General features: G+C 74.3%; 14 protein-coding genes and 1 riboswitch. Of the genes, 8 read left to right on the forward strand and 6 right to left on the reverse strand.

All coding sequences use genetic code 11. From position 1 onward, the window contains the following. Nucleotides 1–7 precede the first annotated feature (7 nt). Nucleotides 8–349, reverse strand: a complete 342-nt coding sequence (locus ACW0Q9_RS24655) for an antibiotic biosynthesis monooxygenase family protein (RefSeq protein ID WP_456185163.1) — start codon at nucleotides 347–349, stop codon at nucleotides 8–10. Nucleotides 350–376: 27 nt separating this feature from the next. On the opposite strand from ACW0Q9_RS24655, the gene ACW0Q9_RS24660 reads away from it, so the two are divergent. The 7 genes from ACW0Q9_RS24660 to ACW0Q9_RS24690 all read left to right on the forward strand — a co-directional run bounded on the left by ACW0Q9_RS24660 (nucleotide 377) and on the right by ACW0Q9_RS24690 (nucleotide 4,669). Then, nucleotides 377–634, forward strand: coding sequence for a DUF6703 family protein (locus ACW0Q9_RS24660; RefSeq protein ID WP_456185165.1), 258 nt, complete (start codon nucleotides 377–379; stop codon nucleotides 632–634). A gap of 71 nt (nucleotides 635–705) precedes the next feature. Next, a complete protein-coding gene (locus ACW0Q9_RS24665) occupies nucleotides 706–1,650 on the forward strand; it encodes a metal ABC transporter substrate-binding protein (RefSeq protein WP_456185167.1) in 945 nt (314 codons plus the stop codon). After that, a complete protein-coding gene (locus tag ACW0Q9_RS24670; RefSeq protein ID WP_456185169.1) occupies nucleotides 1,647–2,408 on the forward strand; it encodes a metal ABC transporter ATP-binding protein in 762 nt (253 codons plus the stop codon). Before ACW0Q9_RS24665 ends, ACW0Q9_RS24670 begins: the two co-directional genes overlap by 4 nt. Further along, nucleotides 2,408–3,280: a metal ABC transporter permease gene (locus ACW0Q9_RS24675; RefSeq protein WP_456185171.1), complete on the forward strand. Its 873-nt coding sequence runs from the start codon at nucleotides 2,408–2,410 to the stop codon at nucleotides 3,278–3,280. Before ACW0Q9_RS24670 ends, ACW0Q9_RS24675 begins: the two co-directional genes overlap by 1 nt. Before the next feature lie 43 nt (nucleotides 3,281–3,323). Further along, nucleotides 3,324–3,626, forward strand: a complete 303-nt coding sequence (locus tag ACW0Q9_RS24680; RefSeq protein WP_456185173.1) for an ArsR/SmtB family transcription factor — start codon at nucleotides 3,324–3,326, stop codon at nucleotides 3,624–3,626. Further along, nucleotides 3,623–4,015 (forward strand): Fur family transcriptional regulator, encoded by a 393-nt coding sequence (locus tag ACW0Q9_RS24685; RefSeq protein ID WP_456185175.1) that lies wholly within the window; start codon nucleotides 3,623–3,625, stop codon nucleotides 4,013–4,015. The genes ACW0Q9_RS24680 and ACW0Q9_RS24685 overlap by 4 nt, the downstream gene beginning before the upstream one ends. A gap of 48 nt (nucleotides 4,016–4,063) precedes the next feature. Continuing rightward, complete coding sequence (locus ACW0Q9_RS24690) at nucleotides 4,064–4,669, forward strand: hypothetical protein (protein WP_456185177.1); 606 nt, start codon at nucleotides 4,064–4,066, stop codon at nucleotides 4,667–4,669. 107 nt (nucleotides 4,670–4,776) lie between these two features. Here the strand turns inward: ACW0Q9_RS24690 and ACW0Q9_RS24695 are convergent, their stop codons facing one another. The 5 genes from ACW0Q9_RS24695 to ACW0Q9_RS24715 all read right to left on the reverse strand — a co-directional run bounded on the left by ACW0Q9_RS24695 (nucleotide 4,777) and on the right by ACW0Q9_RS24715 (nucleotide 10,101). Continuing rightward, nucleotides 4,777–6,783, reverse strand: coding sequence for an acyl-CoA dehydrogenase family protein (locus ACW0Q9_RS24695; RefSeq protein ID WP_456185188.1), 2,007 nt, complete (start codon nucleotides 6,781–6,783; stop codon nucleotides 4,777–4,779). A 220-nt stretch (nucleotides 6,784–7,003) separates the two neighbouring features. Next, on the reverse strand, nucleotides 7,004–7,507 hold the full coding sequence (locus ACW0Q9_RS24700; RefSeq protein ID WP_456185178.1) for a DUF6328 family protein: 504 nt from the start codon (nucleotides 7,505–7,507) through the stop codon (nucleotides 7,004–7,006). 149 nt (nucleotides 7,508–7,656) lie between these two features. After that, a complete protein-coding gene (locus tag ACW0Q9_RS24705; RefSeq protein WP_456185180.1) occupies nucleotides 7,657–8,400 on the reverse strand; it encodes a sugar isomerase domain-containing protein in 744 nt (247 codons plus the stop codon). 73 nt (nucleotides 8,401–8,473) lie between these two features. Further along, the gene (locus ACW0Q9_RS24710; protein ID WP_456185182.1) at nucleotides 8,474–9,280 is read right to left on the reverse strand and encodes an aminoglycoside N(3)-acetyltransferase; all 807 of its coding nucleotides are present in this window, start codon (nucleotides 9,278–9,280) and stop codon (nucleotides 8,474–8,476) included. Next, nucleotides 9,277–10,101, reverse strand: a complete 825-nt coding sequence (locus ACW0Q9_RS24715) for an alpha/beta fold hydrolase (RefSeq protein WP_456185184.1) — start codon at nucleotides 10,099–10,101, stop codon at nucleotides 9,277–9,279. Before ACW0Q9_RS24715 ends, ACW0Q9_RS24710 begins: the two co-directional genes overlap by 4 nt. A 77-nt stretch (nucleotides 10,102–10,178) precedes the next feature. Then, nucleotides 10,179–10,285: riboswitch (TPP riboswitch) on the forward strand. 74 nt (nucleotides 10,286–10,359) lie between these two features. Here ACW0Q9_RS24715 and ACW0Q9_RS24720 point away from each other — a divergent pair. Next, nucleotides 10,360–10,938, forward strand: coding sequence for an ECF transporter S component (locus ACW0Q9_RS24720; protein ID WP_456185186.1), 579 nt, complete (start codon nucleotides 10,360–10,362; stop codon nucleotides 10,936–10,938). Nucleotides 10,939–10,975: the final 37 nt, after the last annotated feature.

Raw genomic sequence — 10,975 nt, forward strand, 5'->3', positions numbered from 1 at the left:
CCCGGCCTCAGCGGTAAGGACCTGCGGCCCGATCACTGGCCACCACGACGATCTCGCCGTCCGGCGCGGCACTGGCCAGTGTCTCGTACGCCGAGGGCTCGTCCACCGACCGGGCGAGCAGCGGCACCGCGGTGACCTTGACGTCGAAGCCGCCGAGCGCCCGGCGGTACGCCCCCACCGACTCCCACTCGGTGAGCAGGCACCAGTGGGCGGGGTCGTCGAGCGCCCGGAGCAGTTCGCCGCGCAGGTAGCCCGGGCGGGCGGCGAGTGCGGCGAGTGCGGCGTGCGCCTCTCGCGTGAACTCGTCCGCCACGTCGGCGTCCACCACGAACCGGTTGGTGACCAGCACCGCGTTCCTCCTCGTAGAGTTTGTGCCATGCAGCGTACGCAGAGTCCCGTGCTGTCCCGGTTGGCCCGGCTCAACCCGACGACGGTGTTCCTGGCCGCGCTGGTCCTGGTGCTGGTCGGGCTCTTCGCGCCCGGCGCGGCCGGCGGCGTGCTGCTGCTGGCGCTGTCCGGCGGGCTGGTGTGGCTGATGACCGTCACCTGGCCGGTGCAGGCGCCGGCGACCCGGGTGCTGCGGCTGCTGATGCTGACCCTGCTGATCGCGATCGCGCTGGCGAAGCTGCTCTGACCGTTGACCTGCGCTGACATGCAATCATGCGTTTTTGACAATCAATTTCGTTATCGCGGACAGTTGTTCACATGACCGTCCGCTCAGCCCCCCGCGCCCTCGCCGCCGCCACCGCCGCCCTGCTCACCCTGGGCGGCCTCGCCGCCTGCTCGGAAGGTGGGGGCGGCGGGAGCGACCCGGACCGGGTCGACGTGGTGGCCGCCTTCTACCCCCTCCAGTTCCTCGCCGAGAAGATCGGCGGCGACGCGGTCACGGTCACCAACCTGGCCAAGCCCGGCGCCGAGCCGCACGACCTGGAACTCAACCCCCGGCAGGTGGGCCAGGTGGCCGACGCCGAGCTGGTCGTCTACCTCTCCGGCTTCCAGCCGGCCGTGGACGAGGCGGTCGAGCAGAACGGCGGCGACCGGGCGTTCGACGTCGCGGGCGTGCAGCCGCTGCTCGACGCGGCCGCCGGCGCCCACGAGCACGAGGGCGAGGAGGCCGGCCACGAGGAGGAGAGCGGCGGCAAGGACCCGCACCTCTGGCTGGACCCGACCCGGCTGGCCACCGTCGGCGACCGGCTCGCCGAGCGGCTCGGCAAGGCCGACCCGGACCGGGCCGCCGACTTCACCGCCCGGGCGGCGGCGCTGCGCACCGAGCTGACCGGGCTCGACGCCGAGTACACCCGGGGCCTGGCGACCTGCCAGCGCCGGGAGATCGTGACCAGCCACACCGCCTTCGGCTACCTGGCCGCGCACTACCAGCTCGAACAGGTCGGCATCACCGGCCTCAGCCCGGATGCCGAGCCCTCCCCGCAGCGCCTCGCCGCGGTGGCGGAGGAGGCCCGGGAGCACGGAGCCACCACCATCTTCTTCGAGACGCTGGTCAGCCCGAAGGTCGCCGAGACGGTGGCCCGGGAGGTCGGGGCGAAGACCGCCGTGCTCGACCCGATCGAGGGTGCGCCCGCCGACGGCGACTACCTCTCGGCGATGCGCGCCAACCTCCAGACCCTCCGGACCGCCTTGGACTGCTCATGACCCCACCCGTGATCCAGGTCGCGCACGCCGCCGTCGGCTACGACGGCCGGGCGGTGCTGCGGGACGTCTCGCTGACCGTCACCGCCGGCGAGGTGGTCGCCGTGCTCGGTGCCAACGGCTCCGGCAAGTCGACGCTGATCCGCGCCGTGCTCGGCCTGGTGCCGCTGGGCGCCGGGTCGGTCGCCCTCTTCGGCACGCCGCAGCGCCGCTTCCGGCAGTGGCACCGCATCGGGTACGTCCCGCAGCGGCTCGGCGCGGGCAGCGGCGTACCCGCCACGGTGGGCGAGGTGGTGGCGTCCGGGCGGCTGGCCCGCCGGGGCGTGCTGCGGCCGGCGGGCCGGGTCGACCGGGAGGCGGTCACCGCGGCGCTGGAGGCGGTCGGGCTCGCCGACCGGGCCGGCGACCCGGTCGCCACCCTCTCCGGCGGCCAGCAGCAGCGCACCCTGATCGCCCGGGCGCTCGCCGGCCGGCCGGAGCTGCTGGTGCTCGACGAGCCGACCGCCGGGGTCGACGCGGCCAGCCAGGAGGCGTTCGCCGGCGCGCTGCGCGACTTCCGCGACGGCGGCGGCACCGTGCTGCTGGTCGCCCACGAGCTGGGGCCGCTGCGCCCGCTGATCAGCCGGGCGGTCGTCGTCCATCAGGGCGGCATCTGCCACGACGGCGCGGTCCCGGAACCGGCCGGGCACCACGCCGAGCCGGGCCACGACCACGTGCACCCGCACTGCGACGAGGAGCCCGCCGGGCTGTGGAGCATGTGATGGACCTCTTCCAGTACGACTTCATGCTGCGCGCCCTGGTCGGGGCGCTGGTCATCGGGCTGGCCGCCCCGGCGCTCGGCATCTACCTGGTGCAGCGCCGGCTGGCGCTGATCGGCGACGGCATCGGGCACGTGGCGCTCACCGGCGTCGGCGCCGGGCTGCTGCTCAACCGCTCCCCCGTGCTGGTCGCGGTCGTCGCGGCCACGCTGGGCGCGATCGTCATCGAGCTGGTCCGCTCGCGCGGCCGCACCTCCGGGGACCTGGCGCTGGCGCTGCTCTTCTACGGCGGCATCGCCGGCGGCGTGATGCTGGTCGGGCTCTCCGACGCCAGCAGCGGGTCGCTCAACGCGTACCTCTTCGGGTCGCTGACCACGACGTCGCCGGCCGACCTCGTCACCATCGGGGTCCTGGGAGTGGCGATCCTGGTGACCATGCTGGCGCTGCGCCCGGCGCTCTTCGCGGTCTGCCACGACGAGGAGTACGCCCGGGTCTCCGGCCTGCCGGTGCGGGCGTTGAACCTGCTCCTCGCGGTGGGCACCGCGGTGACCGTGACGATCGCCATGCGGGCGGTCGGGGTGCTGCTGATCAGCGCGCTGATGGTGGTGCCGGTGGCCACCGCACAGCAGGTGACCCGGGGCTTCCGGTCGACCATGGCGGCGGCCATGGCGCTGGGGCTGTTCGCGGCCGGCGCCGGCGTCTGGGTGGCCGCCACCGCCGACACCGCGCCCGGCGCCTCGGTCGTGCTGCTGGCCATCGGCTCGTTCCTGGTGGTGGCGCTGCTGGCGGCCGGCAGGCGGGCGCTGCGCCGGCGGACCCGCCCGGCCGCCGCGCCGGTGGCCGATCCGCCGGAGCACGAGGTGGTCCTGGGGTGAGGCCGTCCCGGCCGGCGCTGCTGGCATTGGTTACCGTTACGGGGTGACGGTCACGAACGGGTACGACGCCTTCGAGGGCGCGGGTGACCTGCTGCGCGCGCTGTCGGCGCCGATCCGGCTGGCGATCGTGAGCGAGCTGGCCCAGGGCGAGCGCTGCGTGCACGAGCTGGTGGAGAAGCTCGGCGCCCCGCAGCCGCTGGTCTCCCAGCACCTGCGGGTGCTGCGCGGCGCCGGCGTGGTGCGTGGCTCGCGGCGCGGCCGGGAGATCGCGTACGCCCTGGTGGACGAGCACGTCGCGCACATCGTGTCGGACGCGGTCAGCCACGCCGGGGAGGGGCCGTCGTGACCGAGGGGGCACTGCGCAACACCCGGCAGCGCAGCGCGGTGTGCGCGCTGCTGGCCGAGGTCGAGGGCTTCCACAGCGCCCAGGACCTGCACGCCATGCTGCGCCAGCGCGGCGAGCGGGTCGGGCTGACCACCGTCTACCGGACCCTCCAGGGGCTGGCCGACGCCGGCGAGATCGACGTGATGCGCCCGCCCGGCGGCGAGCACCTCTACCGGCGGTGCAGCGAGGGCCATCACCACCACCTGGTCTGCCGCGCCTGCGGCCGGACCGTCGAGGTGGCCGGCCCGGCGGTGGAGAGCTGGGCCGAGCGGGTCGCCGCCGAGCACGGGTACGCCGAGGTCAGCCACACCCTGGAGATCTTCGGCACCTGCCCGGCCTGCGCCGGCTGAGAAAACTGCCCCGTGCCCGGACGGCCGGGCCGTGGCACGCTGTCCGGCGTGAAGATCTACGCCGACCGTTTTCCGACCGCCCTCCGTCAGCTCCTCACCGATCTGCTCGTGGTCGTCTGGGTGTACGCGGCGATCCGCTTCGCGCTCTGGCTGCACGACCTGGTCGAGAAGCTCGCCGTACCCGGACAGAAGCTGGAGGGGGCCGGCGGCGGGCTCGCCGACAACCTGGCCGACGCCGGCGGGAAGGTCGGCCGGGTGCCGCTGGTCGGCGACGAGCTGACCGCCCCCTTCACCAAGGCCGCCGAGGCCGCCCGCTCGGTCGCCGAGGCCGGCCGCGACCAGCAGGAACTGGTCGGCCAGCTGGCCCTGGCGCTGACCGTCGCGGTGCTGGTCTTCCCGCTCGGGCTGGTGCTGTTCGGCTGGCTGCCGCTGCGGGTGCGCTGGATCCGCCGCGCCGGCGCGGCGAAGGCGCTCGCGAGCGCGCCGGCCGGGCGGGACCTGCTGGCGCTGCGCGCGCTCGCCGGGCAGCCCCTCGCCAAGTTGAACCGGATCGCGCCGGACGTGGCCGAGGCGTGGCGCCGCGGCGACGACGAGACGGTCGACGCGCTCGCCGCACTGGAGCTGCGCGGACTCGGGCTGCGCACCGGCCGGTAAGGTGTGCCGGTGCTGTACTTCCTGATCGTCGTCGCGATCCTGCTGCTGATCTACGCGGGCGTGCTGGTGAGCTACGTCCGCAAGGGCCGCCGGATCCCGCCGGCCGCCTACCTGGTGCTGGCCGGCGGGATGCGGCGGCGGACGTCCTGCGCCGTGGACGGGCCCGGCTGCCAGCGGGCCACCCACGGCTGGTCGGCCGGTGGGGTGACCACGCCCTCCTCGACGGAGGCGTAGCGGCCGGCGATGATCCGCTTCGCCGCGGCCACGTCCAGCGCGTCGGTGTTGGACCACAGCCCGCTGAACAGTTCGTCGACGCGCAGCCGCGCCTGCCGGCAGAACAGGTCGGCCAGCTCGACGTTCTCCGGGTGCTCGGCGCGCTCGGCGACCGCCCGGACGCACACCGCCGACATGGCGAACAGCTCCGCGCCGATGTCCACCACCCGGCCGAGGAACGCCTGCTTGCGCTCCATCTTCCCCTGCCAGCGGGACATCGCGTAGAAGGTGGACCGGGCCAGCTTGCGGGACGTCCGCTCGACGTGCCGGAGGTGGCCGGCGAGCGGACCGAACTCCTGGTACGCCCCGGGCGCCTGCCCCTTGCCGACGGCGAGGGTGGGCAGCCACTTGGCGTAGAAGACGCCGGCCCGCGCGCCGGCCTTCGCCTTGCGGCCCAGCCCGGCGTCCGGGTCGATGATGTCGCCGGCCACCGAGAGGTGCGCGTCGACCGCCTCGCGGGCGATCAGCAGATGCATGATCTCGGTGGAGCCCTCGAAGATCCGGTTGATCCGCAGGTCGCGCAGGAGCTGCTCGACCGCGGCCGGCCGCTCGCCCCGGGCCGCCAGGGAATCGGCCGTCTCGTAGCCGCGCCCGCCCCGGATCTGGACCAGCTCGTCGGCGATCTTCCAGGCCATCTCGCTGGCGTAGAGCTTCACCAGCGCGGCCTCGATCCGGATGTCGTTGCGGTCGTCGTCCGCGAGCAGGCAGCAGAGGTCCAGCATCGACTCCATGCCGTACGTGGTGGCGGCGATGAACGCGAGCTTCTTGGCGACCGCCTCGTGCTCGCCGACCGGCCGGCCCCACTGGACCCGGTCGGCGGCCCACTCCCGGGCCACGTTCAACGCCCACTTGCCGGCGCCCACGCACATGGCCGGCAGCGAGAGCCGGCCGGTGTTCAACGTGGTCAGCGCGATCTTCAGGCCCTTGCCCTCGCCGCCGATCACGTTCTCCTTCGGCACGAAGACGTCGTGGAACCGGGTAAGGCTGTTCTCCAGGCCGCGGAGCCCGATGAACTCGTTGCGCCGCTCGACGGTGATGCCCTCGCTGTCGCCCTCCACCACGAAGGCGGTGATGCCGCCGCGCCGCCCCTCCGCCGCCGGCACCCGGGCCATCACCACCAGCAGGGTGGCGACCGTGCCGTTGGTGGCCCAGAGCTTCACCCCGTTGAGGCGGTAGCCGGTGCCGTCCTCGGTCGGCTCCGCCGTGGTGGCGAGCCGGGCCGGGTCGGAGCCGACGTCCGGCTCGGTGAGCAGGAAGGCGGAGACCTCGCCGGCGGCCAGCCGGGGCAGGAACTGCTGCTTCTGCTCGGGGGTGCCGAACATCTTCAGCGGCTGCGGCACGCCGATCGACTGGTGGGCGGAGAGCAGGGCGCCGATCGACGGGTTCACCGAGCCGGCCCGCATCAGCGCCCGGCAGTAGTGCAGGTTGCTCAGCCCGAGGCCGCCGTACTTCCGGTCGATCTTCATACCGAAGGCGCCGAGCCGGGCCAGCCCGTGGAACACCTCGTCGGGGATGCGGGCGTCGCGCTCGATGGCCGCGCCGTCCACCTCGGAGTCCAGGTACGCCCCGAACGCGCCCAGGAACTCCTCGGCCCGGGCCACGTCCGCCGGGTCCGAGCGCGGCCAGGGGTTGATCAGGTCGAGCTGGAAGCGGCCGAGGAACAGCTCCTTGCCGAAGCTGGGCCGGTCCCAGGCCGCCTCGCGGGCCGCCTCGGCGACCTGCCGGGCCTCCTTCTCGGAGACCTGGCCGGCCTCGGTGGGCAGCGGCCCGGCTCCGCCCGCCGCGTCGACCGCGGCGGCGGTGCCGGGCGCCGGCTCAGCACCATCGGTCGCCGCCGCCACGGCGGCGTCGGCCGGCTGCTCGGGGTCGTCGATCGGCGCCACCCGCCCGGTCGGGCCGCCGTGGCCGGCGGGGTCGGGTCGGCTGTTCTGTGTCGTGGTCACGGCTGCCTCCTGGAGACCTCGGTCCGGCTGCGTCGACGTGCGACGAAAACGACGCTACCCCCGGGTGTTACCCAGGGGTAGCCTCGCGCGCACGTCCGATTTGGCGGGACCCGAGCGGTCAGTCGCCGGCCAGCGTCCGGGGATCGTCGTCCTCGTCGTCGATGTCGTCCTCGCCCCAGTTGCGCCGGGCGAACGGCAGGAGCACCCAGAAGGCCAGGAACCAGAGCCCGGTGAGCGCGCTGAGCAGGAAGGCGATCGGGCGGCTCAGCACGAAGTCGGTGATCAGCAGGACCGCGCTGACCATCGAGATCAGCATGAAACCGAGGCCGCCGCTGGCCATCCGGTGCGCGAAGCGGACCAGCTCCGGCTTTCGGCCCTGGCGGAACAGCGCCCGGTGGAAGGCGACCGGCGAAATGATCATCGCGGTGGCCGCGGCGGCGGACAGCAGCGCGACGATGTAGACGTCCTTCTGGAAGCCGGTCGTCCGGGTGAAACCGTTGCTGAACGGCAGGGTCAGCAGGAAGGCGAAGAGGATCTGCACCCCGGTCTGCGCCACCCGCAGCTCCTGGAGCAGGTCGGCGAAGTTGCGCTGCCAGCGCTGCTTCTCGGTTTCCTTGGACACGCGCTACCTCCAGGGAAGACGGTACTGCCGGTGGGGGCCTCCCACCGGCAGCACAGCCAGTGCCCCACCGGGTCGAGCGTGAAACCCGTTCACTGTGCTGCCCTTCGTTCGCGACTGCGGGGCTCGCGAACCCGGCTCACTCCTCGCGCTCACGCCCCGCGGCGGATCCGGCCGGCGTACCGGGCCTCCAGCTCGGCGTTGTGCTCGTCGCCGCCGGTGATGTTGGCGGACAGGTAGACCGGGGGCCGCTCCCCCGCCGCCAGCAGCCGGGCGACCACCTCGGCGACGATCTGCTGGGCCAGCAGCGCGGCGGTGATCGAGGAGACCGCGCCGACCGCGCCGCCGCCGGGCAGCGGCAGGGTGGCGTCGCCGTACGGGGCGCCGTTGTCGAGCACCACGTCGGCGAAGTCGGCGAGCTTGCGCCCGGACGGGTGGCGCGAGGTCATCCGGGCCGAGTGCTGCGCCGAGGTGATGGCCACCAGCCCGTGCCCGCGCTCCTTCACGATCGCGGCGAACTCGACCATCGCCCCGTTCACCCCGGAGTTCGAGGCGAGCACGAACACGTCCTGCGGCCGGACCGGAGCCAGCTCGTAGAGGCGGTGCGCGACGGCCGGCTCCCGTTCCAGCTTCGGGCCGAGCACGTCGGCCGGCTCGCCGCCGTGCAGCACCAGGTCGCGCAGGGCGATCCGGTTGGTCGGGACCAGCCCGCCGGCCCGGCCCGCGATCTCCATGGCGAGGGCCTCCGAGTGGCCGGTGCCGAACGCGTGCACCACGCCGTCGGCGCGCAGCGACGCGGCGATCAGATCCGCCGCCCGGGCCACGTTCTCCCGCTGGTCGGCGGCGACCCGGCCGATCGTCTCGGTCACCACCGCCAGGTAGGCCTCCGCGCTCACGCCACCGCCTCGCTTCGCTCCGCGGCGGCGCGAGGCGCCGCACTGCTGAGCCGGATGGTTCGCTCGCTCACGCTCATGCTTCCTCCGTCCGTCGGGGTCGGGCCAGCCAGTCGACCGCGAAGTCGACCGCCGCCCGCTGCCTCATCAACCGGCCCGTGCCGTCGCCGACCGGCCCGAGCCGCACCGCGCCGGTGGCCTCCAGGTCGGCGCCGAGCCGGGCGAAACTCTCCTCGTCCAGGCGTACGTCGTCCCACCACACCCACTCCCGGCCGCCGCCGGCGGTCAGCACGGCCGCGCCGCAGCGCTGCCGGGGCGGCGCGGGCTGCCGGTACTCGGCCAGGTGCAGCGAGGTGTTGCTGCCGTGGTCCACGCCGAGCAGCAGCACGTCGGCGTCCGCCTCGTAGAGGCGGGCCAGCGGCGAGCCCTCGCCCAGCATGTCGGCGAGCGCGTGACCGCCGACGATCCGCGCGGCGGCCGGGCCGAGCGCGGCGAACGAGACGTGCGGGTGGTCGCTACGGAGCGCCCCCGGCCAGGTGCGGACCAGCTCGGCCAGCGCACCCATGAACCTGCTCGGCGTGACCGCCGGATCGAAGCCGGGCATCTCGTCGCGGATCACCGGCCACCAGTCCGCCGGTACCGGCGGGTTGCTCCACTCCGCCGGGTCGCTGTTGTCCGGCGTGTGGGTGGGCACCACCACCGTGCCGTCCGGGCCGAGCACGTCGCGGAGGGCGAGCAGCACCGCCTCGGGACCGCCGCAGAGGAAGCCCAGCGGGCGCAGGGAGGCGTGCACCAGCACGGTGCCGCCGGGGCGTACCCCCAGTTCGCGGAGCTGGGCGGCGAGCGAGGCGCGGGTGTGCGGCCGGGCCGGGACGGCGGTCATCGGCCGACGCGGGCGAGGATCGCCGCGGCCAGCGGGCCGGGGGCCTCGTCCGGGATCCAGTGGGTGACGTCGGGCAGCACCACGAAGCGGTAGTCGCCGGTGACGTGGCCGGCGCAGGCGTCGGCGGCGGTCCGGCCGATCGCCACGTCCCGGTCGCTCCAGACGAACGTGGTCGGCACGCCGACCGGCCCGACGGCCTTCATGTCCGCCCCGGTCATCGCCCGGTACCAGTTCAGGGCCGCGGTCAGCGCGCCCGGCTCGCGCATCGGCTCGGCGTACCGGGCCACCCGGTCGGCGTCGCCCACCCCGGCGAGCATCCGGCGCAGGGTCGCCGCGCGGAACGCCAGCAGCACCTTCTCCGCCTTGCCCGGCTTGCGGAACAGGGCGATGTAGGAGGAGCGGGCCTTCTGCCGCGGGTCGGTGGCGAGCGCGTGCCCCATCGCCGCGGGGTGCGGCACCGAGACGGCGGTCAGCGTGCGGACCCGCTCCGGGTGCGCGGCCGCCAGGCCCCACGCGACGATCGCGCCCCAGTCGTGGCCGACCAGGTGGGCGGTGGTCACCCCGAGCGCGTCGAGCACGCCGGCCGCGTCGGCCACCAGCTCCGGGATCCGGTACGCCGCGACGTCGGCCGGCCGCGCACCGGGCGAGTAGCCGCGCTGGTCGAGCGCGTACGTGCGCAGCCCGGCGGCGTGCAGCGCGGGGGTCACCTCATCCCACTCGCCGGCGTGCTGCGGGAAGCCGTGCAGCAGCAGGACGGGTTCGCCGCCCTCGGGGCCGCCGGTGCGTACCTCGAACGTCAGACCTCGCGCCTCGACCCGCATGATCGCCACCCTAACGGGCGATCGCCCTGCTGGGCCGCGCGGCGGGGTCGGTGCTAGCGTCTGCGACGAGACAACTTCACATCCGACAGGGGAGCGCACAGCGCTGAGAGTGCGGGCCGGTGCCCGCAGACCCTCGAACCTGATCTGGGTAATGCCAGCGCAGGGAGTTCGGTCGACCTCCAGCCGCGCCGCCGTCCGGTGACCACCGGGCGCGGCGTGCGTCTTCTCCTGGTTCACCTCACAGAACTGGGAGCAACCATGGACAGCACCAACCGGTGGCGCACCATCGACATCGTCGTGGCCTCCGTGCTCGCGGTGGCGTTCGGCATCATCTTCTGGGCCTGGGGCCTGCTCTGGAACGGGCCGGCGGACGCCATCCCGCTGCCCGGGCGCGCCGTCCTGTACGGCGTCTGGCTGGTGCCGGCCGTACTGGGCGCCCTGGTCGTCCGTAAGCCGGGCGCGGCGCTCTTCACCCTCACCCTGGCCGCGCTGGTCTCGGTGGCGCTGGGCACGAGCTGGGGCTGGACGATCGTCGTGCAGGGCCCGCTGGAGGCGGCCGCCGCCGAGCTGGCTTTCGCGCTCTTCGCGTACCGCAGCTACCGGCTGCCCGTGGCGCTGCTCGCCGCGACGCTGGCCGGTCTCGCGGCGGCGATCTACGACGTCTTCGTCTGGTACCCGGGCACGGCGTGGGGCAGCTTCCGTCTCCCCTACATCCTGCTGACCGCCGCCAGCGCGCTGGTGGTGGCCGGCCTGGGCAGCGTCGCCCTCACCCGGGCCCTGGCCAACACGGGTGTCCTCGACCGCTTCCCCGCCGGCCGCGAACGCGCCGCTGTCTGACCGTCCCCGCCGACCGCGTTGATCAGGGAGTTTGCGT

It is taken from the genome of Micromonospora sp. I033 (genome assembly GCF_053890995.1).

Bases quoted from the DNA above. Each gene is read 5' to 3' on its own strand.
- ACW0Q9_RS24715 (WP_456185184.1), bottom strand. From the start codon at position 10,101: ATGCGGGTCGAGGCGCGAGGTCTGACGTTCGAGGTACGCACCGGCGGC.
- ACW0Q9_RS24720 (WP_456185186.1), top strand. From the start codon at position 10,360: ATGGACAGCACCAACCGGTGGCGCACCATCGACATCGTCGTGGCCTCC.
- ACW0Q9_RS24675 (WP_456185171.1), top strand. From the start codon at position 2,408: ATGGACCTCTTCCAGTACGACTTCATGCTGCGCGCCCTGGTCGGGGCG.
- ACW0Q9_RS24670 (WP_456185169.1), top strand. From the start codon at position 1,647: ATGACCCCACCCGTGATCCAGGTCGCGCACGCCGCCGTCGGCTACGAC.
- ACW0Q9_RS24665 (WP_456185167.1), top strand. From the start codon at position 706: ATGACCGTCCGCTCAGCCCCCCGCGCCCTCGCCGCCGCCACCGCCGCC.
- ACW0Q9_RS24710 (WP_456185182.1), bottom strand. From the start codon at position 9,280: ATGACCGCCGTCCCGGCCCGGCCGCACACCCGCGCCTCGCTCGCCGCC.
- ACW0Q9_RS24660 (WP_456185165.1), top strand. From the start codon at position 377: ATGCAGCGTACGCAGAGTCCCGTGCTGTCCCGGTTGGCCCGGCTCAAC.